The following is a 20,899-nucleotide window of genomic DNA, read 5'->3' as shown; positions in this document are numbered from 1 at the left end:
AGTGACCGGCGCCGGGGAGGTGCCCCAGGCCGAGGTCGCGCCGCTGCTCGAGTTCCTCGAGGTGATGCGCCGGCTCCAGGCGCAGTGCCCGTGGAAGCGGGAGCAGACGCACCGGTCCCTGGCGCGCTACCTGCTCGAGGAGACCTACGAGACCCTCGAGGCCATCGACGAGGGCGACCTCGAGCACCTGCGTGAGGAGCTGGGTGACCTGCTGCTGCAGGTCTACTTCCACGCGGTGCTGGCCGAGCAGGAGGGCGCGTTCACCATCGACGACGTCGCCCGCGAGGTGACGGCCAAGATGGTGCGCCGCAACCCGCACGTCTTCGGCGACGCCCCGATGCCGCCGGACGCCGCGTCGGTCGATGCGCTGTGGCAGTCGATCAAGGTCCAGGACAAGCCGCGCCGCTCACCGACCGACGGACTGCCGCCGGCCCTGCCCGCCCTGCTGTACGCCGCCAAGGCGGTCGAGCGCGGAGTCGCGGCACCCGAGGAACCGCGGGACCTCGGCGAGCGGCTGTTGGCGCTGGTGGCCGAGGGCGTGGCCGAGGGCGTGGACCCCGAGCAGGCCCTGCGCGACGCCGTGCGCCGACACGGCTGAGGGGTCGCTAGGCTGCCGAACGTGGCATCCATCGAAGCAGTCGGCGCCCGCGAGATCCTCGACTCCCGCGGCAACCCCACCGTCGAGGTCGAGGTCGTCCTCGACGACGGCACGTTCGCCCGAGCGGCGGTCCCGAGCGGGGCCTCGACCGGCCAGTTCGAGGCGGTCGAGCTGCGCGACGGCGACTCGAGCCGCTACCTCGGCAAGGGCGTCCAGAAGGCCGTCGACGCGGTCATCCAGGTCCTCGGCCCGACCGTCGAGGGCCTCGACGCCGACGACCAGCGCCTGGTCGACCAGGCCATGCTCGACGTGGACGGCACGCCCAACAAGGCCCAGCTCGGCGCCAACGCGATCCTCGGCGTGAGCCTCGCGGTCGCGCGGGCGGCGGCGGACTCCGCGGGGCTGCCGCTCTACCGCTACGTGGGCGGGCCCAACGCCCACCTGCTGCCGGTGCCGATGATGAACATCCTCAACGGCGGCGCGCACGCCGACTCCAACGTCGACGTGCAGGAGTTCATGGTGGCGCCGATCGGCGCTCCGACGTTCAAGGAGGCGCTGCGCTCGGGCGCCGAGGTCTACCACGCGCTCAAGGCCGTGCTGAAGGAGAAGGGGCTCTCGACCGGGCTCGGTGACGAGGGCGGCTTCGCGCCGAACCTCGACTCCAACCGCGCCGCGCTCGACCTCATCGCCGAGGCCGTCGAGAAGTCCGGCCAGAAGCTCGGTGTCGACATCGCGCTGGCCATGGACGTGGCGGCGAGCGAGTTCCACGACGGCGGCAGCTACACCTTCGAGGGCCAGCCCAAGTCGAGCGAGGAGATGATCGCCTACTACGCCGACCTCGTCGCGTCGTACCCCATCGTCTCCATCGAGGACCCGCTGAACGAGGAGGACTGGGACGGCTGGGCGGCGATGACCGCGCAGCTCGGCGACCGGATCCAGCTCGTGGGCGACGACCTGTTCGTCACCAACGTGGAGCGGCTCCAGCGCGGCATCGACGGCGCCAACGCCAACGCCATGCTGGTCAAGGTCAACCAGATCGGCTCGCTCACCGAGACCCTCGACGCGGTCGAGCTCGCCCACCGCGCCGGCTTCCGCAACATGATGAGCCACCGCTCCGGTGAGACCGAGGACACCACGATCGCCGACCTCGCGGTGGCTACCAACTGCGGCCAGATCAAGACGGGCGCGCCGGCCCGATCGGACCGGGTGGCCAAGTTCAACCAGCTGCTGCGGATCGAGGACGAGCTGGGCGACGCGGCGCGGTACGCCGGAAAGGGCGCCTTCCCGCGGTTCAATCAGTAGGACATGTCTCCCACTGACCGCACCCGAGGACCTCGAGGGCGCACCGGGCCGGGCCGGCGCCCCGGTGCCGCGCGCCCGGCCCAGCAGAGCCGCGCCGCGGCGCGCCAGCAGGCGGCCGCCACCGTGGCGGCCGCGCAGGCCCAGAAGCCGCGCTCGCGGCTGACCGGCCGCGCCGCCGTGCTGGTGCTCGTGCTGGCGGTGCTCACGGTGTCCTACGCCTCCTCGCTGCGCGCCTACCTCCAGCAGCGCTCGCACATCAACGACGTCAAGGCCTCCATCGCCGAGCACGACGCGACCATCGACGCCCTCGAGGCCGAGAAGGAGCGCTGGCAGGACCCGGCGTACGTCCGCCAGCAGGCGCGCGAGCGCCTCGGCTACGTCATGCCGGGCGAGAAGACCTACCTGGTCCTGGGCGAGGACGGCCAGCCGCTGGAGCCCGCCGCCGAGCTGCAGGACCCGACCCAGGTGCTGCCCTCCGAGCCCGTGGCGTGGTGGAGCTCCGGCTGGGACTCCGTCGAGCTCGCGGGCGACCCGCCCAAGGTGGCCAAGCCGCTCGCCTCGGAGATCGACGGCACCAAGAAGGGCACGGGCGGCGAGGGCTCGGCGGGGGAGACCCCCGAGGCGCCGTGACCGCCTCGCCCACGCCCGACGACCTGGAGGCCGTCGGCGCGCAGCTCGGGCGCGCGGCCCGCGGCGTGCACGCGGTCGCGCACCGCTGCCCGTGCGCGCTGCCCGACGTGGTGGCGACCGAGCCGCGGCTGCCCGACGGCACGCCGTTCCCGACCACCTTCTACCTGACCTGCCCGCGGGCCGCCTCGCGCATCGGCTCGCTGGAGGGCTCGGGGCTGATGAAGGAGATGGAGCAGCGGCTGCGCGACGACCCCGAGCTGGCGGCGGCGTACGCCGGGGCGCACGCGCGCTACCTCGAGGCCCGCGAGGCACTCGGTCACGTCGCGGAGATCGACGGCATCTCGGCCGGCGGCATGCCCGACCGGGTCAAGTGCCTGCACGTGCTGGCCGCCCAGTCGCTGGCCCAGGGCCGAGGGGTCAACCCGCTCGGCGACGAGGTCCTGGACCTGCTCGGGGAGTGGTGGGCGCCCGGGCCGTGCGTCGAGCCCGGTGCCTGAGCCCGTCGCCGCGGTCGACTGCGGCACCAACACCATCCGGCTGCTCGTGGGCGCCCTGCCCGAGATCGCGCACCGGGAGTCGCGCATCGTCCGGCTCGGTCAGGGCGTGGACGCGACCGGCCGGCTGGCCGACGAGGCGCTCGAGCGGACCTTCGCCGCGCTGGACGACTACGCCGCCACCATCCGCGAGCACGGCGCGACGCGGGTGCGGCTCTGCGCGACCTCGGCGGTGCGCGACGCCGCGAACGGCGAGGTCTTCGTGCGTGGCGTCGAGCAGCGGCTCGGGGTCACGCCGGACGTGCTGACCGGCGCGGAGGAGGCGGCGCTGACCTTCGACGGGGCGGTGCGCGACCTCACCGACCCTGCGCCCGCGCCGGTGCTGGTCGTGGACGTCGGGGGCGGGTCGACCGAGCTGGTGCTCGGCTCCAGGGTGGGCGTCCAGACGGCGCACTCGATGGACATCGGCTCGGTGCGGCTGCACGAGCGGCACCTGCGCTCCGACCCGCCCACCGCGGCCGAGGTCGCGGCCTGCGTGGCCGACATCGACGCCGCCCTCGACGCCCAGCCGGTGCCGGTGGGCGCCGCCCGAACCGTGGTCGGCGTGGCCGGGACGCACCTGAGCATCGCGGCCGGCGTGCTCGGGCTCGCGTCGTACGACCGCGAGGCCGTGGACCAGCGACGACTCCCGGTGACCGAGGTGGCGGCGTACGTCGACCGGCTGGTGGCGATGAGCGTCGAGGAGCGCCTGGCCCTGCCGTACCTCAGCCCGGGCCGGGCGGACGTGATCGGCGCCGGCGCGCTCATCGTCAGCCGCGTGCTGGCCCGGGCGAGCGTCACCGAGCTGGTGGCCAGCGAGTCCGACATCCTGGACGGGATCGCGTGGTCTCTCGTTTGAACCGGTGACGCGGGGTACCGACGCCTCATGACCACCCAGCCCCACGCCGACGAGCCGATCGGCGCCACCGTGCACCGGCTCTCGGAGCAGCTGCCCGACCTGGTGCGCTCCGAGCTCCGCCTGGCCCAGGCCGAGCTGGCCGAGAAGGGCAAGCACGCCGGCGTCGGGATCGGCCTGTTCAGCGGCGCGGGAGTGCTGGCGCTCTACGGCCTGACCGGGCTGCTGACCACCGCGGTGATCGCGCTCGACCTGGTCCTGCCGCTCTGGCTCGCCGCGCTCATCGTGACCGTCGTGCTGTTCGTCGCCGCCGGCGTCGCGGCGCTCGTCGGCAAGAAGCAGGTCACCCAGGCCACGCCGGCCGCGCCCGAGCGCGCGATCGCCGGGGTCAAGGAGGACGTCCAGGCCGTGAAGGGGAACCGCTGATGTCCCAGACCCCCGCCGAGATCGAGGCCGACATCGCGCGCCAGCGCGAGCAGCTCGCCGACACCGTCAACCTGCTCCAGGAGCAGGTCCAGGCCAAGGCCAAGAGCACCGCGCGGCAGGCCGCGATCGCCGCCGGTGCCCTCGCCGCCGTGGCTGTCGTCGTCATCGTCGTGAAGAGGTGGAGAGCATGAGGAAGATCCCGCTGCTGGCCGCTGCCGCGGCCGGCTACGTGCTGGGCACCAAGGCCGGTCGCGAGCGCTACGAGCAGATCGCCGCCGGCGCCCGTCGGGTGGCCGGCAATCCGCGGGTGCAGGACGCAACCGCGCGGGCCCAGGAGACGGTCAAGGACGCGGTCACCACGGCCGCCTCGAGCGCCGCCGACAAGGCGCGTCGCCAGGCCTCGATCCAGCCCGCGCCGTAAGCACGCTCCCGCACCCGGCCACCGGGCAGCCCTTCGGTTCTCCGGTCCGGCCCGGCACCGGCTGGCCCGGCGATCCCGCCACGCCCGCGACCCCGGTCGCCACGACCGCCACCTCCGTGCGACGGCTCGCGCGCGGCGTACCCCTCGACGAGCTCGACGCCCGCGTCTCGGTCTGCCGGGCCTGCCCGCGGCTGGTCCGCTGGCGCGAGGACGTCGCGGAGACCAAGCGCGCGTCGTACGCCGGGGAGCCCTACTGGGGGCGGCCCATCCCCGGCTGGGGCTCGCCCACGCCCGCCGTGCTCGTCGTCGGCCTCGCCCCGGCCGCGAACGGCGCGAACCGCACCGGCCGGGTCTTCACCGGCGACCGCTCCGGCGACTGGCTGTTCGCCTCGCTGCACCGCGTCGGGCTGGCCACTCAGCCCACCAGCGTGCACGCCGCCGACGGCCAGGCGCTCGTCGACACCCGGATGGTCGCCACCGTGCGCTGCGCGCCACCCCAGAACAAGCCGACGACCGCCGAGCGCGACACCTGTGCGCCGTGGATCGAGGCGGAGCTCGCGCTGCTCGTCGAGCACGTGCGGGTCGTCGTGGCCCTCGGCTCCATCGGCTGGGACGCCACCCTGCGGTCCTTCCGCGCCCTCGGCTGGGGCGTCCCGGTGCCGAAGCCGCGCTTCGGCCACGGCGCCGAGGCCACCCTCACCGGGCCGGAGCACGACATCACGCTGCTCGGCTGCTACCACCCCAGCCAGCAGAACACCTTCACCGGCAAGCTGACCGAGCCGATGCTCGACGCCGTGCTTGGTAGAGCGGCGGCCTTACGCTGAGCCCCGCCAGCGCCCCCGTGTCCCAACCGGCAGAGGAAGTCGCCTTAAAAGCGACGAGTTCTGGGTTCGAGTCCCAGCGGGGGCACCCCGTCAGCGCCGCTTGACCCGGAAGGTGACCAGGGTCGGCCGCTCCTGCCGCACGCCCTGGCTGGTGGCCACGATCGCCACGCGGTGCCGGCCCAGCCCGTAGGAGCGCTTGAACGGCGAGGTGCAGGGCTTGGCCTTGCCGCCGTCGACCGCGCAGGTGAAGCGCACCGAGGGGGCCGGGCCGCGGAAGGTGATCTTGACGCGGGCCTTCGTCCCCGCGGTGCGCACGACCTTGGCGGGCCGCTTGGTGACCTGGGTCGTCGGGCAGGGCCCGGCGAGGCGGGGATCGGTGGCGCACTGGTCCTGGGTGTCGTCGCCGAAGCCGTCGCCGTCGGCGTCGCTCTCGACCGTGGCGGCCACGTCCAGGCGGTTGCCGGGACCGCCGCCCGACGTGGTGACCGTCGTCCCCACCGCGGGGTCGCCCCCGCCGGGTCCGGCGCTACCGGCCACGACGTCGCCGGCCCCGCCGCCGTACGCGAGGGCCAGGCCGCTCGCCGAGCTCAGCCCCAGCACGTCCCCGGCCCGCACCGGCACCCGCACCGCGAAGGCGTTGACCACGCCGGCCGCGACCGTGCGCGTCTCGGAGGCGACCACGACGTACTGCCCGGTGACGCCGGTGGGCCGGTAGACCTTGAAGGTGAGGGGGCCGCCGGCCGCGCCGGCGCGGTGCCGGAACCGGGTGACGACCCCACCGCCGGCCGGGACCGCGTAGCTGCCGGCGCCCGCGGCCTGCTGCAGCACGATCCCGTCGAGGGTGATCGGGCTCGGCGCGGCGTTCGCGTCGATCTCCGTCGTGGCGCCGATCTCCGCGGTGCCGGCCGCGGCCGTCGAGGCGGTGAGCAGGACGACGACCGCGGCACCGAGGACCGCGCGGAGCGGGCGGTTCATGGCCCGCAACCTAGCCCTGACGGGCGCCGGATGGTGCAGATCGGTGCAGATCGCCACTCAGCGGATCCACAGGCAACGCGGGAACGTCTGCGCTCACCTCGGCGTTCAACCAGTAGCGGGTCCGTACGATGGACCCCTCAGTCCGGCCTCCAAGGAGAGACCATGCAGAGCAACAACCCGATCTTCCGCCGCTCGGAGGAGTTCCAGCGCGGCGGGAGCAACCCCAACGCCGGCGGGACGATGACCGACCCGTCGCAGTGGCAGGTCGGCACCCCGGGTGGGGGCGGCTACGCGCCCGCGCCCGCCGCGACCGGCCCGATGACCATCGACTCGGTGGTCCAGAAGACCGCGATCACCCTCGGTGTCGTGATCCTGACCGCGATGGCGACCTGGATCCTGACCCCCGACGTGGTCGAGGGCGGCTCGACCGACAACCTCGGCCCGCTCTTCGCGGCCGTCACCATCGGCTCGCTCGGCGCCTTCGTGCTGTCGATGGTCAACTCGTTCAAGCGGGCCGTCAGCCCCGCACTCATCCTGGCGTTCGCGGCCCTCGAGGGCGTCGCGCTCGGTGCGATCAGCAAGCTGTTCGAGGTCACCTACGGCGGCATCGTCGTCAACGCCGTGCTCGGCACGTTCGGTGCGTTCGCGGGCACGCTCGCGGCGTACAAGGTGCTGAACATCCAGGTCGGCGACAAGTTCCGCCGTGGCGTCATCGCCGCCGTGTTCGGCATGGTGGGCATCAGCCTGCTGTCGCTCGTGCTGAGCCTGTTCGGCGTCAACATCGGCATCTTCGGCAGCGGCCCGCTGGGCGTGCTGTTCGCGGTCGCCGGTCTGGTGCTGGGCATCTTCATGCTGATCCTCGACTTCGACTTCGTCGAGCAGGGCATCGCCAACCGGATCCCCGAGGTGGAGTCGTGGCGCGCGGCCTTCGCGATGACGGTGAGCCTGGTTTGGATCTACACCAACCTGCTGCGCCTGCTGGCGATCTTCAGCGACAACTGAGCCCAGCCCCCACAGGGGACTGCTCCGGCGGCCTCGGGACCCTCGTGGTCCCGGGGCCGTCGTCATGTCCGGCTCAGGTCTGCAGGTAGGCGAGGACCGCGAGCACCCGGCGGTTGTCGTCGGAGGCCTGGGGCAGGTCGAGCTTGGTGAAGATCGCGCTGATGTGCTTGCCGACGGCCTTCTCCGAGACGAACAGCCGGCCCGCGATCGCCGCATTGGAGCGGCCCTCGGCCATGAGCGTCAGCACCTCGCGCTCGCGGTCGGTGAGGCGGTCCAGCGGGCGGTCGGCCGCGGAGCCGGCGACCAGGCCCGCGACCACCTCGGGGTCCAGGACGGTGCCACCCGCGGCCACCCGGCGTACGGCGGCCACGAACTCGTCCACGTCGGCGACCCGGTCCTTGAGCAGGTAGCCGACCGCACCCTGCCCGCTGGCCAGCAAGTCGCGGGCGTAGAGCGGCTCGACGTGCGCCGACAGCACGAGCACCGGCAGGGCCGGTCGGGCGGCCCGGGCGGCCACCGCCGCGGCCAGCCCCTCGGTGGCGAAGGTCGGCGGCAGGCGCACGTCCACGATGGCCACGTCGAAGTCGGCGCGCTCCAGCGCCTTCTCCAGCATCGGGGCGTTGTCGACCTCGGCCACCACCTCCATGTCGGAGGCCTCCAGGATCCGGACCAGCCCGGCGCGCAGCAGGGCCTGGTCCTCGGCCACGAGCGCCCGGAGCACGGCAGGGATCACGGCAGCGGGCACGGCAGCTCCATGGTCACCACGGTGCCGCCCCCGGCGGGCGAGTCGACGGCCAGGGTGCCGTCGAAGGCCGCCAGCCGCCGCGCCACGCCGGCCAGGCCGGTGCCGCTCGGGTCCGCCCCGCCGACGCCGTCGTCGCCGACGACCAGGTGCAGGGACCGGCCGTCGTGCCGCACCCGCACCCAGGCGCGCGTGGCGCCGGCGTGCTTGACGGTGTTGGCCAGGCACTCCGCGACCGCGAAGTACGCCGCGGACTCGACCGGCGGCGGCAGGGCAGGCGCGTCGACGGTGACCGTGACCGGCAGCGGGATCGGCAGGGCGAGGGCCTCGATGCCGCCGGCCAGTCCGCGGTCGGCCAGCGCCGGTGGGTGGATGCCGCGGACCACCGAGCGCAGGTCCTCCAGCGCGCTGACCGTGGTCTCGCGGGCCTCGCGCAGCAGCGCGGCGGCGGCCGCCGGGTCGGTGGCCAGGAGCTTCTCGGCCAGGCCGACGTTCATGCCGACGGCCGCGATCCGGGCCTGGGCGCCGTCGTGCAGGTCGCGCTCGATCCGGCGCACCTCGGCGGCGCTGTGGTCGAGGCTCTCGGTGCGGGTGGCCTCGACGTCGGCGACCCGCTGCTCGAGCCGCTCGACGCGGCCCCCGGCGAGGATGCCCCGGTCGGCGAGCGCGCGCGCCCGGATCAGCGCAGGCGTGACCAGCCACCACACGAGCGGGCAGACCAGCCCGACGGCCAGCAGCAGCCCCCACACCGCGGTGCGCTGCAGGACGAAGCCGCCGAGGTGGACCAGCGGCGCGACGAGGAGCAGCGCCGGCAGCCCGGACAGCACCGCGCCGCCCGACATCGAGAAGGCCAAGTGGCCCACGTCGCGCCAGCGGGCCGGGTCGCGCAGCCAGACCAGCGGGGTGCCGAGGAAGCCCCGGCCGTCGGTGTCGGCGTACGCCGCCGGCAGGTCGTCGCTCAGCAGGTCGCCGGCGATCCGGCGGTGCAGGGCGCTCAGCCTCTCGGTGGCCGGCACGACGAGGTGGGCGAGCGCGAAGCCGACGCCGAGGGGCCCGAGGCCCACGCACAGCAGGCTCAGCACGAAGAGCACCACCGACGGCACGAACAGCAGGAAGTCGGCCAGCCCCACCGCGCTCCACCGCACCCGGTCGACGAGCCCGCGCTCGTCGACCGGGCCGGGGGCGACCGTGCGGATCGGGCTCGGCATCGCCGCCCAGTCTGTCATCGCGGGGCCCCGGTCGTGAGGCTCGCGACCGCCGTGCGGCGGACCGCCGAGCGGGCGGCGAGCAGGGTCAGCGCGACCACGCCGGCCACGACCACCGGCGGCAGCCACAGGCCGCCGTCGGGGACGACGCCCTCGTGCCGGGCCACCGCGAACGGCACCACCGTGGCCAGCGAGGCCACCAGCCCGAGGAGCACGCCGACGGCGGCGACCACGCCGGCCTCGGCCAGCACCGAGCGCTCGACCTGGCCCGGCGTCGCGCCGAGCAGCCACAGCCGGTGCAGCTCGGCCCTGCGGTGCGCCACCACCTCCGCGAAGGAGTTGACGACGACGACCGCGGCGAACAGCACGATCATGCCGACCACCACGTCGTTGAGCAGGTTCACCGCGTCGGCGGTGTCCTGGTCGAAGCCGCCCGCGGGGAGCGTCCGCCCGTCCACGCTGACCAGCATGAGCGTGCCCACGGCCGCCGACGTCAGCACGATCACCGGCGCCAGCACGCCGCTGAGCAGGTGCGCCCGGCGCCGGGTGTTGTGCGCCGCGAGGTGGCCGGCGCCGCTCCGTCCGAGGGCCGGGCGGGCCACGACCGCGAGGTGCCGCAGCAGCCACGGCGCGAGGGCGGCCAGGCCCAGGCCGACCAGGATCGAGCACGACCCCGAAGTCTGCATCGCGGCGTACGGGTCGGCGTCGTGCGCGGTGACCGTCACGGTGACGACCGCCATCGCGACGCCGTACCCGATGAGCGCGACGCCGGCCGCGACCCGCCACCACGGCAGCCGCTCGCGGCGGGTCCGCCCCTGCCGACGCGCGGCGATGCCCGAGCCGAGCAGCGCGACCAGGACGAGGAGCACGCCCGTCGCCACCGGGGCGTACGCCGGCGCGTAGGTCACGTCGGCGCCGACGAGCCCGCTGCCGCGGAGCAGGGCGAGCAGTCCCGCCCCGCCGGCGTAGGCCAGGGCCGCGCCGAGGGCGGCGGCCACCAGCGCGACCGCGCCGGTCTCCGCCCGCACCAGCCGCTTGGTCTGCCGGGGGGTGGCCCCGACGGTGCGCAGCAGCCGGACCTCGTCCTCGCGCTGGGTGACGGTGATGCCGACGGTGGAGACGACCGCGAAGAGCACGATCAGGGTGCCCCAGCCGCCGACCACGGCGCCGATGGTGAGCAGCGACTCCCGGTCGGTGCTGCTGACGTCGCCGGTGGCGGTGGCGACCATGGTGGTGAACGAGCCCATGAGCGCCGTCCCGAGCAGGACGGTCAGGAACGTCGCGAGGGAGGCCGTGCTGCGGTGGCGCAGCGAGGCGAGCGCGAGCCGCGTCATGACGCCACCACCAGCTGGTCCAGGTGCGCCAGCTGGCCGGCGACGGCCTCGGCGGTGGGTCGGGCCATGGTCCCGGCCACCCGGCCGTCGACGAGGAAGACGACCGAGTCGGCGGCCGCCGCGGCGACGGGGTCGTGGGTGACCATGACGACGGTCTGGCCGAGGTCGTCGACGGCCTCGCGCAGCAGGCCGAGGACCTCGTGGGCGCTGACCGAGTCGAGCGCGCCGGTGGGCTCGTCGGCCAGGACGACCGCCGGGTCGGTGACCATGGCCCGGGCGATGGCGACCCGCTGCTGCTGGCCGCCGGAGAGCTCGCCGGGCAGGTGCCCGCCGCGCTCGGCCAGGCCGACGCGAGCCAGCAGCCCGCGGACCCGGGCCCGGTCCGGCCGGTGGCCGGCCAGGCGGACCGGGAGCCCGACGTTCTGCTCGGCGGTCAGGTACGGCATCAGGTGGAAGCCCTGGAAGACGAAGCCGATCCGCTCGCGGCGGAACCGGGTCCGGTCCTCCTCGCTCCAGTCGGTGAGGTCCTCGCCGGCGACGAGCACGCGGCCCGACGTGGGCCGGTCGAGCCCGGCCGCGCAGGTGAGCAGCGTGGACTTGCCGGAGCCGGAGGGCCCCATCACGGCCGTCCAGCTCCGCGCGGGGAAGGCGAGGTCGACGCCGGCCAGCGCGCGGACCGCCGCGCTGCCGTCGCCGTAGGTCCGCGTCAGGCCGCGGACCTCGAGTGCGGGTGTCGTCATGGTGACTCCTGGGTGTCGGGGCTTTCTTTGACACCCCGACGCTCCCAGCGCGCCGGCCCCCGCTCGATGGGGTTGGCCCGCCACTCGAGGTGGGCTTTTCCCTACCCCCGGCCGTGAGCCGCGGGCCGCCTCAGCGCCCGGTGACGCCGTCGACGAGCTCGCGCAGGACGTCGGCGTGGCCGGCGTGCCGGGCGATCTCGCTGGTCGTGTGGGCGACGGCCCACCGCACGCTCAGCTGGTGGCCGTCCACCAGCACCCTCAGCGGGTCGTCGAGGTCCGCGCGGGCCATGATCTCCTCGCTCGCCGCCACGGCCGCGTCGAAGGCCGCGAAGACCTCGGCGGGGGAGCGGTCCTCGGAGACGACCATGGCGAAGTCGACGTCGGCCCACCGCGGCTCGCCGGCCACGTGGTGGCCGAACCACCAGCGCTCGCCGGCGGTGACGTGCTGGACGAGGCCGAGCAGCGTGGTCTCCGAGCCGACCAGGCGCCGGCGCAGCTGCTCCTCGTCGAGCCCCTCCGTCTTCTTGACGAGACAGTGCCGGGCGAAGCGGAGGAAGGAGAGCGCGATCTCCTTCTCCGTGCCGGCGACGCGGGGCACGACCTCACGCTGGCTCTCGGTCACGCCGAGGCCGTACCCGATTCCTCCCGCGCGGTCGCGTGCTCGGCGTCGTGCGGGGCCTCACCGTCGGCCTGCGGGTGCCGGCGCCGGCGGCGCAGCTCGACCCACAGCCCGCGCACCCCGCGGGTCCGGCCGCCGACCTCGGTGCCGTCGAGCTCGGTGCCGGGCTCGTTGACGGCCTGGAGCGCCGCGGTGGTGATGGGCAGCACGCCCTCGCCGCGGTACGCCGCCGGCTCGGCCTCGTCGTCGGGCACCAGCCCGAGCGCGGCCAGCGTCGAGGGCAGGAGCACCGCAGAGAGCGAGCGGTAGCCGGCGGCGCTCGGGTGGAACTGGTCGGGGCCGAACAGCAGGGCCGGCGCGGCGGCGAACTCCGGGCCGAGGATGGAGCCGAGCGAGACGGTGCGGCCGCCGCCCTCGAGGACCGCGATGGTCTGCGCGGCGGCCAACCGGCGCGACCAGGCGCGGGCGACCTGCTTGAGCGGCGGCGGGATCGGCTTCACGGTGCCGAGGTCGGGGCAGGTGCCGACGACCACCGCGACGCCGGCGTCGCGCAGCCGGCGCACGGCCTCGCCCAAGGCGCTGACCGACGCGGCGGGCAGGACGCGGTGGGTGACGTCGTTGGCGCCGATGAGGACCACGGCCACGTCGGGCTCGATGGGCAGGGCGCGGTCGAGCTGGCCCTGCAGGTCGGAGGACCGGGCGCCGACCCTGGCGAAGGCGCGCAGGTAGACCCGGCGGTCGGCGCGCTCGGCGAGGCCGCTGGCCAGCTGGGCGCCGGGGGTCTCCTCGACCCGCGCCACGCCGTACCCCGCCGCGCTGGAGTCGCCGAGCAGCACGACCTTGAGGGCGGGACCGGGCCGGCCGCGGCCGTACCAGCCCGTGGCGTCGGGCGGCGGGGTGTCCCCGGCCTCGCCGATGGCCCGGCGGGCGAGCTGCGCCTCGAGGCGGAGCACGCCGTAGAGCGCGCCCCCGAGCAGCGACACGCCACCCCCGCCGTACGCCGCGGCGGAGGCGAGCCTGCGCGCTGCTCCGGCCTTCCCCACGAGTCCAGCCTACTTGCGGGTAACTGGAATCATCGGGCAGGTGGACTACGCCAACACCCTCCTGGACCTGATCGGCGACACCCCGCTGGTCCGGCTCCACCAGACGCTCGACCTGCCCGACGAGGACGGACCCCTCGTGCTGGCCAAGGTCGAGTACCTCAACCCCGGCGGCTCGGTGAAGGACCGCATCGCCTCGCGGATGATCGACGCCGCCGAGGCCTCCGGCGCCCTCCAGCCCGGCGGGACGATCGTCGAGCCGACCTCCGGCAACACCGGTGTCGGGCTCGCCATGGTCGCCCAGCAGCGCGGCTACCACTGCGTCTTCGTCTGCCCGGACAAGGTCAGCGTGGACAAGCGCAACGTGCTCAAGGCCTACGGCGCCGAGGTCGTGGTGTGCCCGACCGCGGTCGCCCCGGAGCACCCGGACAGCTACTACAACGTCTCCGACCGGCTCTCCAAGCAGCCGGGCGCGTGGAAGCCGGACCAGTACTCCAACCCGAACAACCCGCGCTCGCACTACGAGACCACCGGCCCGGAGATCTGGAAGCAGACCGAGGGCCGGATCACCCACTTCGTCACCGGCATGGGCACCGGCGGCACGATCTCCGGTGTCGGGCGCTACCTCAAGGAGCAGAACCCCCAGATCCAGGTCGTCGGCGCCGACCCCGCGGGCTCGGTCTACTCCGGCGGCACCGGCCGGCCCTACCTGGTCGAGGGCGTGGGCGAGGACTTCTGGCCCGAGACCTACGACCGCTCGGTCGCCGACCGGGTCATCGAGGTCTCCGACGCCGACTCCTTCGCCTTCACCCGCCGCCTCGCCCGCGAGGAGGCCATGCTGGTCGGCGGCTCGTCCGGCATGGCGGCGTACGCCGCGCGCCAGCTGGCCCAGGAGCTGCGCGCGGCGGGGCAGACGGACGCGATCATCGTGGTGCTGCTGCCCGACAGCGGCCGCGGCTACCTGACCAAGATCTTCAACGACGACTGGCTGGCGCAGTACGGCTTCCCGACCGGCTCGGAGACCGACACCGCCCAGACCATCGGCGAGGTGCTGCGCGGCAAGACCGGCCGGCTGCCCGACCTGGTCCACACCCACCCCGGCGAGACCATCGCCGAGGCGATCGCGATCCTGCAGGAGTACGACGTCTCGCAGATGCCGGTCGTGCGCGCGGAGCCGCCGATCGTGGCCGCCGAGGTCGCGGGCTCGGTCTCGGACAAGGTGCTGATGGACGCGCTGTTCGGCGGCAACGCCCGGCTCACCGACCAGGTCGAGGACCACATGTCGCCGCCGATGCCGACCATCGGCTCGACCGAGGACGCCCGCGACGCGGTCGCGCTGCTCGAGGGCGCCGACGCCGTGCTGGTCCACGAGGACGGCAAGCCGGTCGGCGTGCTGACCCGGCAGGACCTGCTGGCCTTCCTGTCCCGCTGATCCTGCGCCGAGCCCTACCAAGCACTTGCTTGGTAGGCTCGGCGCATGACGGCGACGCAGCCCGCGGTCGCGGGGTGGTTCACGACCGGACCCGACCCGGCGCTGCTCGGCTCGCGGTGCACGACGTGCGCCTCGACGTACTTCCCGCCCGTGCCGGCCCAGGGCGCGTTCTGCCGCAACCCGGCCTGTGACGGCGAGGAGCTCGAGGCCGTCGAGCTGAGCCGGCGCGGGACGGTGTGGTCCTACACCGACGCGCGCTACCAGCCACCGCCGCCGTACCTCGCGCGCACCGAGCCCCACGAGCCGTTCGCCCTGGCCGCGGTCACGCTGCCCGAGGGCGTCACCGTGCTGGGGCAGGTCGCGGACGGCTACGGCGTGGCCGACCTGCGGGTCGGGGCCGAGGTCGAGCTGGTCGTGGAGCCGCTCGACGACTCGCTGCTGGTCTGGCGCTGGAAGCCCGTGACCGAGCTGGGCGAGGAGGCCGACCAGTGAGCGCGGTCGCGGTGTTGGGCGTCGGGATGCACTCGTGGGGCAAGTGGGGCCGCCCGTTCACGGAGTACGGCGTGGCCGCGGCCCGGGCGGCGCTGGCCGACGCCGGCCTCGACTGGGAGGCTGTCGACCTGGTCGTGGGCGGCGAGACCGTGCGCAACGGCTACGGCGGCTACGTCGCCGGCGCCACCTTCGCCCAGGCCCTGGGCTGGAACGGCGCCCGCGTCGCCACGTCGTACGCCGCGTGCGCGACCGGCGCCCAGGCCCTGGACACCGCCCGGGCCCGGATCCTGGCCGGGCTGTCGGAGGTGGCGCTGGTGGTCGGCGCGGACACCACGCCGAAGGGGTTCCTCGCGCCCAATGCGGGGGAGAGGTGGGACGACCCGGACTGGCTGCGGTTCCGGCTGCTGGGGATGACCAACCCGGCGTACTTCGCGATGTACGCGCGCCGCCGGATGGACCTCTACGGCGCGACGCCGGAGGACTTCGCGGCGGTCAAGGTCAAGAACGCCCGGCACGGACTGGCCAACCCGAACGCCCGCTACCGCAAGGAGGTCAGCGCCGAGGAGGTGCTGGCCAGCGCGGTGGTGAGCGACCCGCTGCACCTGCTCGACATCTGCGCGACCAGCGACGGCGCGGCGGCCGTCGTGGTGGCCAGCACGGAGTACGCGCGGAAGCTCGGTCAGGACGCGCCGGTGCGGATCGAGGCGATCAGCACGGTGACGCCGACCTTCCCGAACACCGTGCTCGACATGCCGAACATCGCCACCGACCCGGCGCCGGGCGGCTCCGCGGGGCGGACCTTCAAGGAGTCGATCGGCGACGCGGCGTACGAGGAGGCAGGGCTCGGCCCGCAGGACGTGGACCTGGCCGAGGTCTACGACCTGTCGACCGCGCTGGAGCTGGACTGGGTGGAGGACCTCGGGCTGTGCGCCCGGGGCGAGGCCGAGGCGCTGCTGCGCGCCGGGGACACCACCATCGGTGGCCGGATCCCGGTCAACCCGTCGGGCGGGCTGGCCTGCTTCGGCGAGGCCGTGCCGGCCCAGGCGCTGGCCCAGGTCTGCGAGGTGACCTGGCAGCTGCGCGGCCAGGCCACCGGCCGCCAGGTCGAGGGCGCCCGCGTCGGCATCACCGCCAACCAGGGCCTCTTCGGGCACGGCTCGTCGGTCGTCCTCAGCCGCTGATCGAGCCGAACGGGTCGCGCCCCAGCAGCCCGACCAGCCGCTGCAGCGGCGTCGCGTCGTCGGGCACGGCCACCGACGGCGCGAACGGCGAGCGCTCGGGCGGGACCTGCTCGAGCAGCGCACGCGAGGAGTCGAGGGCGCGCTCGGCCACGTCGTCGTCGACGGGCAGCAGCCGGCCCACACCCCGACCGGCGTCCCAGCCGTGCACGATCGCCTCGACGGTGCGCAGCTGCAGGACCACCGCGGGCGGCACCGGACCGAGGCCCGTGGGGTAGGTCGCGGCCGGGTCGGCGGCGGCCAGCGCCTCGCGCAGGCGGGCCGAGCTCTCGGCGTACGCCGCCGGGAGGTCGGCGTTGGGCACCTCGCCGACCTGGGCGGTGAGCTCCGCGGCGTCCCCGGCCGTGCCGCGCAGGGACTCGGCGAAGTGTCGCTCGCCCACGACCAGGTGGCGCACGACGGCCTCGACGTCCCAGTCGGTGCACGGCGAGGGCCGCTCCCAGTCGGGGGTGTCGAAGTCGGCCAGCAGCGTGGCCGTGGCGTCCTGGGCGCGGGTCAGGTCCTCGAGGTCCATGACGTCACTCTGCCCCTGCCCACCGACAGCCATGCTCCCGAGCGATGAGTCCGCGCGGTGGTGGCGGTCAGAGCAGCACCAGTCCGCCACCGACCGAGGAGCCACCGTGCCCACGCTGAACCCCTACCTGATCTTCCAGGGCCGCGCCCGCGAGGCCATCGAGTTCTACCGCGACGTCTTCGGCGGCGAGCTCAACGTGATGGCCTTCGGCGACATGGGCATGACCGAGCACGACGGCCACCCGATCGACCCGAACGGCGTCATGCACGGCCAGCTCGAGACGCCCGACGGCTTCACGCTGATGTGCGCCGACACCCCGATGCAGGACACCCCGACGCCCAACGACCACATCAGCCTCAGCGGTGACGAGGCCGAGCGGCTGCGCGGCTGGTTCGACCGGCTGGCCGAGGGTGGCACCGTCGACGTGCCGATGGAGAAGGCGCCGTGGGGCGACGAGTTCGGTCAGGTCAAGGACCGGTTCGGCGTCAACTGGCTGGTGAACGTGGCGGGATCGGCTCAGCCCGAGGGCTGAGCACCTCCCACGCCAGCGCGGCGTACGCCGTCAGCAGCAGCCCTGTGCCGAGGAAGTCGTCGCCGAGCGTCCCGAAGGCCGACACGTCGATGCCGAGCCCCTCGGTGTCCGCGACGGCGAGGAAGGCCAGGGTGCTCATGGCCAGCAGCGCGTTGGCCAGGAAGAACAGCACCCGGGCCGGGCGCGGGTAGCGCTCGGAGTCGCCGTTGGCCTCGTCGGCGTCGGTCAGCGTCGCCCAGACCACGCCGAGGAAGACCGCGGCGCTGGCCCCGAGGCCCAGCACGGTGACGAACGGCGCGTCGAAGGTCGAGCGCACCGAGTAGGCCAGCGACAGCCCGAGCGCGGTCCCGACCGCGACCAGCCGGCGCCGGTCGAGGCGCCGGGTCGCGGCCAGAGCGAGGAGCACCACCAGCCAGAGCACCCCGGCGACGTCGGTGAGCGCCTCGCTGGTCCACGGCAGGTCCACGGCCCGGTCGCTCGCGCGGCCGACCGCGGTCACCAGGATCACCGTGCCGATGGCGGCGGCGAAGGTCGCCGGGAGCGGTCGCCGGTGGCGCTGCCAGAGCGCCCACGCCAGGAGACCGAGCGCGATGAGCACCCGGGTCCAGGCCACGGTGGCGCTCTTGAAGAGGGCGTCGGCGGCGTCGTCGAGGTAGAGCCGCTCGCCACCGGTGAACCGCGCGATCTGGGTGTCCACGCGGGTCAGCACCAGCGCGGCGAGCACGCTGGCGCTCAAGGCCGCCGCCACCGGGAAGGCGAGCGTCGCGACGGCGTCGTCCAGCCGGTCGAGGACGCCCGTCTCGGCGCGCGCCGAGCGCAGGACGACGCCGACGCCCAGGGCGAGCGCCAGGACCAGGAGCAGCCCGGCCGCGCCCAGCTCGGCGACGTGGCTGCTGCCCGACCCGGTCGGCACGCGCAGGTGGAGCACGACCAGGACGACCTGGACGACCGCGACGACGCCCACCACCACGCCCAGCAGCGGGGTGGGCCCGACCCGCTCGTCCACGACGGCGCCGACCTGCCGGGTCAGGAGCACGGCCAGCTGGGCGAAGGCCAGCCCGGCCACGAACGTGAACGGCACCGACAGCGAGGAGACGAGCTGCGCCATCTGGACGAGCGAGGTGGGGGTGGGGTCGAAGCCGAACGGCTGGGCGCGGTCGCCGACGAGCCGGGTGGCCACGCCCAGCGTGGCGCCGATGACCACGAGCGAGACCACGAACTCCCACCAGCGGAACGCCGCGCGCCAGCGGGCCGCGGTGAGCAGGACCAGCAGCAGCGCTCCGGACGCGCTGACGAGGGCGGCGGGCCGGTTGTCGTCGTAGGTGTCCAGCGCGGAGGCCAGCACGGCCAGCACCACGAACAGCAGCACCCCGAGGCGGAGCCAGGGGCTCAGGTGCAGGCTCGCCGCGTGCAGCAGGGCCAGGGTGACCACCACCAGGGCCAGGAACACCGGCGTGGTCCAGCGCGGGTAGACCAGGTCGCCGCTCAGCCCGGAGACCAGGTCGCTCTGGCGGCGGAGCGTCGGCCCGGTGAGGACCAGCGCCGCGGCGGCCACGAACGACGCGCCGGCCAGCGAGACGATCGCGGCCAGCCCGGGGGGCCACCGGTCCGGGCGCAGCCGCCCGCCGCGCACCGGGTCCACCAGGACCAGGCGCACCACCTCGGCGAGCGCGGCGGCCACGGCACGCACCAGGGCGACGGCGGCGGTCACGGTCCCACCTCGACCGACGCGCCGGTGCCGTCGGCCACGAGCACGCCGTCGGACGTCGCGCTCAGGTAGAGCGTCGTGCCGCGCAGGCCGCTCAACGTCCACCCGCGGACCTCGCCGTCGGCACCGAAGGCGACGAGCCTGCGCCCGTCGAGCACGAACAGGTGCCCGCCGACCGCGAGCGCCTCGTCGCCGCCGTCGGACCGCCACCGCTCGCGGCCGTCGCGCACGCCGAGGGCGACGGTGCCCTCCGACGAGGTGAGGGCGACGACGGCGCCGAGCGCGGCCACGGTGGAGCCCGTCGACGTGGGCGAGATCCGGCTGCTCCAGAGCCGCTCGCCGTCAGCCACGTCGAAGGCCTGCACCGCGTCCGGCGCCCGCACCACCAAGACGCTGTCGACCACGGCCATCGACTCCACGCCACCGGTGACCTCGGTGCTCCAGGCCTCGGTGCCGTCGTCGGTGTCGTACGCCGTCAACCGCCCGGCCACGTCGGACACGACGACCGTCCGCGAGCCGTGCACCGGCTGCAGGCGGATCCGGTCCGAGAGCGCGCCGGTCCAGAGGAGCTGGCCGGAGACCGGGTCCAGCGCGTCGACCTCGCCGGCGGCGCTGGTGACGACCAGGTGGTCGGCGTCGACGGCCAGCGGCTGTCCGGACGGCACGTCGTCCAGGCCGTGGCTCCAGCGCCAGTCGCCCCTCGGGCCGTACGCGACGACCTGGCGCCGCGACGTACCGGCCACGACCACGTCGCCGGCGGCCTCGAGGCTCAGCACCTCGCCGCCCGGGTGCGCCACCCAGGTGCGCAGCCGGGTGCCGTCGCCGACAGGGTCGAAGGCGACCACGTCGTCGGCCTGGGCGTCCGGCAGGAGCAGGCGCCCGTCCACGCCGGCCACCGGGGCCTCGTCCAGCGTGATCGAGGCGGGTGTGTCCTCGACGCCCTCGCCGCCGCCGGCCACCCGCAGCGGCCGGTCGTGGGCGGCCCAGTCCTCGACTCCGCCGAGGTCCGGCTCCAGCGGCTCGGTCGACCCGGCCAGCGCCGGCGCGTCGACGTCCTGCTCCGCCACGATGCCGCGGCCGCGGCACCAGCGCTCGTCGGTCGGGTTGTCCAGGACCGTGTCCTCTCCGCGCACGAAGCTGAGGGAGCCGGTGATCCGCAGGCAGTCGTCGCCGTCGGCCTGCGCCGCGAAGGACCCGCGGTAGCCGAGCTGCCCGGTCTCCCCGTCCACGATGAGGTCGCCGTCGCCGGACCACTCGCTGCCGTCGGCGACGTCGGCGGGGACCTCGAGCAGCGGCGGGTCGAAGACCAGCGCGATCGGGCCGTACGCCGCGAGCTGCTCCACCCCGTCGTCGGTGAGGCGGCGCAGGGTCGTCTCCTGCTGCGTCTGCTCCTCCTCCTCGTCCTGCGGGTACGTCGTCGTCGTGCTGCGCCAGATCCGCCAGGAGTAGGGGTCGTCGTCGAGCACGGTGGCGATCGCGCCGCCGACGACCACGGGGGAGGTGACGACCATCTCCGGTCCGGTCAGGCGCGCGTGCTCCACGACCTGGGCGGACCCGTCCGCGGTGCCGTCGGAGGTGACCAGGCCGCGGGTGCCGTCGGGCGGCACGAGGGCGGTGGCGGCGTTCTCCGGGTCACCGCTGACCTGGTCGGCCGTGCCCCACCACAGCAGCCCCACGACCAGGGCGCCCGCTGCGGTGACGGTCACCCCCGGCAGCGCGCGCACCGCGCCATCCTC

Annotated in this window: 24 protein-coding genes and 1 tRNA gene; 15 read left to right on the top strand and 10 right to left on the bottom strand. The window is 74.7% G+C overall.

Annotated features, from left to right (window positions below; translation table 11 throughout):
* Position 1: 1 nt before the first annotated feature.
* The 10 genes from G5V58_RS17795 to G5V58_RS17750 all read left to right on the top strand — a co-directional run bounded on the left by G5V58_RS17795 (position 2) and on the right by G5V58_RS17750 (position 5,675).
* Positions 2-598, top strand: coding sequence for a MazG family protein (locus G5V58_RS17795; RefSeq protein ID WP_230486719.1), 597 nt, complete (start codon positions 2-4; stop codon positions 596-598).
* A 21-nt stretch (positions 599-619) separates the two neighbouring features.
* Positions 620-1,900: a phosphopyruvate hydratase gene (gene eno, locus G5V58_RS17790; RefSeq protein ID WP_165235693.1), complete on the top strand. Its 1,281-nt coding sequence runs from the start codon at positions 620-622 to the stop codon at positions 1,898-1,900.
* A 3-nt stretch (positions 1,901-1,903) separates the two neighbouring features.
* A complete protein-coding gene (locus G5V58_RS17785) occupies positions 1,904-2,530 on the top strand; it encodes an FtsB family cell division protein (protein ID WP_196240525.1) in 627 nt (208 codons plus the stop codon).
* Entirely contained in the window at positions 2,527-3,027 is a 501-nt protein-coding gene (locus G5V58_RS17780; protein ID WP_196240524.1) for a DUF501 domain-containing protein, read from the top strand. Before G5V58_RS17785 ends, G5V58_RS17780 begins: the two co-directional genes overlap by 4 nt.
* Positions 3,020-3,922, top strand: a complete 903-nt coding sequence (locus G5V58_RS17775) for a Ppx/GppA phosphatase family protein (protein ID WP_165235690.1) — start codon at positions 3,020-3,022, stop codon at positions 3,920-3,922. The genes G5V58_RS17780 and G5V58_RS17775 overlap by 8 nt, the downstream gene beginning before the upstream one ends.
* Positions 3,923-3,949: 27 nt before the next feature.
* Positions 3,950-4,345 carry a phage holin family protein gene (locus G5V58_RS17770; protein ID WP_165235686.1) on the top strand — a complete coding sequence of 132 codons (396 nt, stop codon included), beginning with the start codon at positions 3,950-3,952 and terminating at the stop codon, positions 4,343-4,345.
* The gene (locus G5V58_RS17765; RefSeq protein WP_165235683.1) at positions 4,345-4,536 is read left to right on the top strand and encodes a DUF3618 domain-containing protein; all 192 of its coding nucleotides are present in this window, start codon (positions 4,345-4,347) and stop codon (positions 4,534-4,536) included. The genes G5V58_RS17770 and G5V58_RS17765 overlap by 1 nt, the downstream gene beginning before the upstream one ends.
* On the top strand, positions 4,533-4,766 hold the full coding sequence (locus G5V58_RS17760) for a hypothetical protein (RefSeq protein WP_165235680.1): 234 nt from the start codon (positions 4,533-4,535) through the stop codon (positions 4,764-4,766). The genes G5V58_RS17765 and G5V58_RS17760 overlap by 4 nt, the downstream gene beginning before the upstream one ends.
* 116 nt (positions 4,767-4,882) lie before the next feature.
* Positions 4,883-5,590 carry a uracil-DNA glycosylase gene (locus G5V58_RS17755; protein ID WP_230486718.1) on the top strand — a complete coding sequence of 236 codons (708 nt, stop codon included), beginning with the start codon at positions 4,883-4,885 and terminating at the stop codon, positions 5,588-5,590.
* Positions 5,591-5,601: 11 nt separating this feature from the next.
* Positions 5,602-5,675, top strand: a tRNA-Leu gene (locus tag G5V58_RS17750).
* A gap of 5 nt (positions 5,676-5,680) precedes the next feature.
* Here G5V58_RS17750 and G5V58_RS17745 read toward each other — a convergent pair.
* Positions 5,681-6,565 carry a hypothetical protein gene (locus G5V58_RS17745; RefSeq protein ID WP_165235677.1) on the bottom strand — a complete coding sequence of 295 codons (885 nt, stop codon included), beginning with the start codon at positions 6,563-6,565 and terminating at the stop codon, positions 5,681-5,683.
* A gap of 162 nt (positions 6,566-6,727) precedes the next feature.
* On the opposite strand from G5V58_RS17745, the gene G5V58_RS17740 reads away from it, so the two are divergent.
* Entirely contained in the window at positions 6,728-7,567 is an 840-nt protein-coding gene (locus G5V58_RS17740) for a Bax inhibitor-1/YccA family protein (RefSeq protein WP_165235674.1), read from the top strand.
* 73 nt (positions 7,568-7,640) lie between these two features.
* Here the strand turns inward: G5V58_RS17740 and G5V58_RS17735 are convergent, their stop codons facing one another.
* The 6 genes from G5V58_RS17735 to G5V58_RS17710 form a co-directional block, all read right to left on the bottom strand.
* Positions 7,641-8,312 carry a response regulator gene (locus G5V58_RS17735; protein ID WP_230486717.1) on the bottom strand — a complete coding sequence of 224 codons (672 nt, stop codon included), beginning with the start codon at positions 8,310-8,312 and terminating at the stop codon, positions 7,641-7,643.
* The gene (locus G5V58_RS17730; RefSeq protein ID WP_230486716.1) at positions 8,297-9,517 is read right to left on the bottom strand and encodes a sensor histidine kinase; all 1,221 of its coding nucleotides are present in this window, start codon (positions 9,515-9,517) and stop codon (positions 8,297-8,299) included. The genes G5V58_RS17735 and G5V58_RS17730 overlap by 16 nt, the downstream gene beginning before the upstream one ends.
* 14 nt (positions 9,518-9,531) lie before the next feature.
* Positions 9,532-10,848 carry an FtsX-like permease family protein gene (locus tag G5V58_RS17725; protein WP_165235668.1) on the bottom strand — a complete coding sequence of 439 codons (1,317 nt, stop codon included), beginning with the start codon at positions 10,846-10,848 and terminating at the stop codon, positions 9,532-9,534.
* Positions 10,845-11,588: an ABC transporter ATP-binding protein gene (locus G5V58_RS17720; protein ID WP_165235665.1), complete on the bottom strand. Its 744-nt coding sequence runs from the start codon at positions 11,586-11,588 to the stop codon at positions 10,845-10,847. Before G5V58_RS17720 ends, G5V58_RS17725 begins: the two co-directional genes overlap by 4 nt.
* A 130-nt stretch (positions 11,589-11,718) precedes the next feature.
* A complete protein-coding gene (locus G5V58_RS17715; protein WP_165235662.1) occupies positions 11,719-12,210 on the bottom strand; it encodes a DinB family protein in 492 nt (163 codons plus the stop codon).
* Positions 12,207-13,250, bottom strand: coding sequence for an SGNH/GDSL hydrolase family protein (locus G5V58_RS17710; protein WP_165235659.1), 1,044 nt, complete (start codon positions 13,248-13,250; stop codon positions 12,207-12,209). Before G5V58_RS17710 ends, G5V58_RS17715 begins: the two co-directional genes overlap by 4 nt.
* 40 nt (positions 13,251-13,290) lie before the next feature.
* Between G5V58_RS17710 and G5V58_RS17705 the strand changes: the two genes are divergently transcribed.
* From G5V58_RS17705 to G5V58_RS17695, 3 genes are read left to right on the top strand one after another with little or no spacing between them, the layout of a single operon-like run.
* A complete protein-coding gene (locus G5V58_RS17705; RefSeq protein WP_165235656.1) occupies positions 13,291-14,679 on the top strand; it encodes a cystathionine beta-synthase in 1,389 nt (462 codons plus the stop codon).
* 45 nt (positions 14,680-14,724) lie between these two features.
* Positions 14,725-15,171, top strand: a complete 447-nt coding sequence (locus tag G5V58_RS17700; RefSeq protein ID WP_165235653.1) for a Zn-ribbon domain-containing OB-fold protein — start codon at positions 14,725-14,727, stop codon at positions 15,169-15,171.
* Entirely contained in the window at positions 15,168-16,352 is a 1,185-nt protein-coding gene (locus tag G5V58_RS17695) for a lipid-transfer protein (protein WP_165235650.1), read from the top strand. The genes G5V58_RS17700 and G5V58_RS17695 overlap by 4 nt, the downstream gene beginning before the upstream one ends.
* Here G5V58_RS17695 and G5V58_RS17690 read toward each other — a convergent pair.
* Positions 16,342-16,923: a TIGR03086 family metal-binding protein gene (locus G5V58_RS17690; RefSeq protein ID WP_165235647.1), complete on the bottom strand. Its 582-nt coding sequence runs from the start codon at positions 16,921-16,923 to the stop codon at positions 16,342-16,344. The two genes, G5V58_RS17695 and G5V58_RS17690, sit on opposite strands and share 11 nt — an antisense overlap.
* Positions 16,924-17,029: 106 nt before the next feature.
* On the opposite strand from G5V58_RS17690, the gene G5V58_RS17685 reads away from it, so the two are divergent.
* Positions 17,030-17,455, top strand: coding sequence for a VOC family protein (locus tag G5V58_RS17685; RefSeq protein ID WP_230486715.1), 426 nt, complete (start codon positions 17,030-17,032; stop codon positions 17,453-17,455).
* Here G5V58_RS17685 and G5V58_RS17680 read toward each other — a convergent pair.
* Positions 17,409-19,166 (bottom strand): hypothetical protein, encoded by a 1,758-nt coding sequence (locus tag G5V58_RS17680; RefSeq protein ID WP_165235641.1) that lies wholly within the window; start codon positions 19,164-19,166, stop codon positions 17,409-17,411. The genes G5V58_RS17685 and G5V58_RS17680 overlap by 47 nt on opposite strands.
* On the bottom strand, positions 19,163-20,887 hold the full coding sequence (locus G5V58_RS17675) for an outer membrane protein assembly factor BamB family protein (protein WP_165235637.1): 1,725 nt from the start codon (positions 20,885-20,887) through the stop codon (positions 19,163-19,165). Before G5V58_RS17675 ends, G5V58_RS17680 begins: the two co-directional genes overlap by 4 nt.
* Positions 20,888-20,899: the final 12 nt, after the last annotated feature.

Origin of the sequence: Nocardioides anomalus (assembly GCF_011046535.1) — a bacterium.
GTDB lineage: Bacteria > Actinomycetota > Actinomycetes > Propionibacteriales > Nocardioidaceae > Nocardioides > Nocardioides anomalus.
Note: the sequence above shows the minus strand (reverse complement) of the source record. Positions and strands in the feature narration are given on the sequence as shown.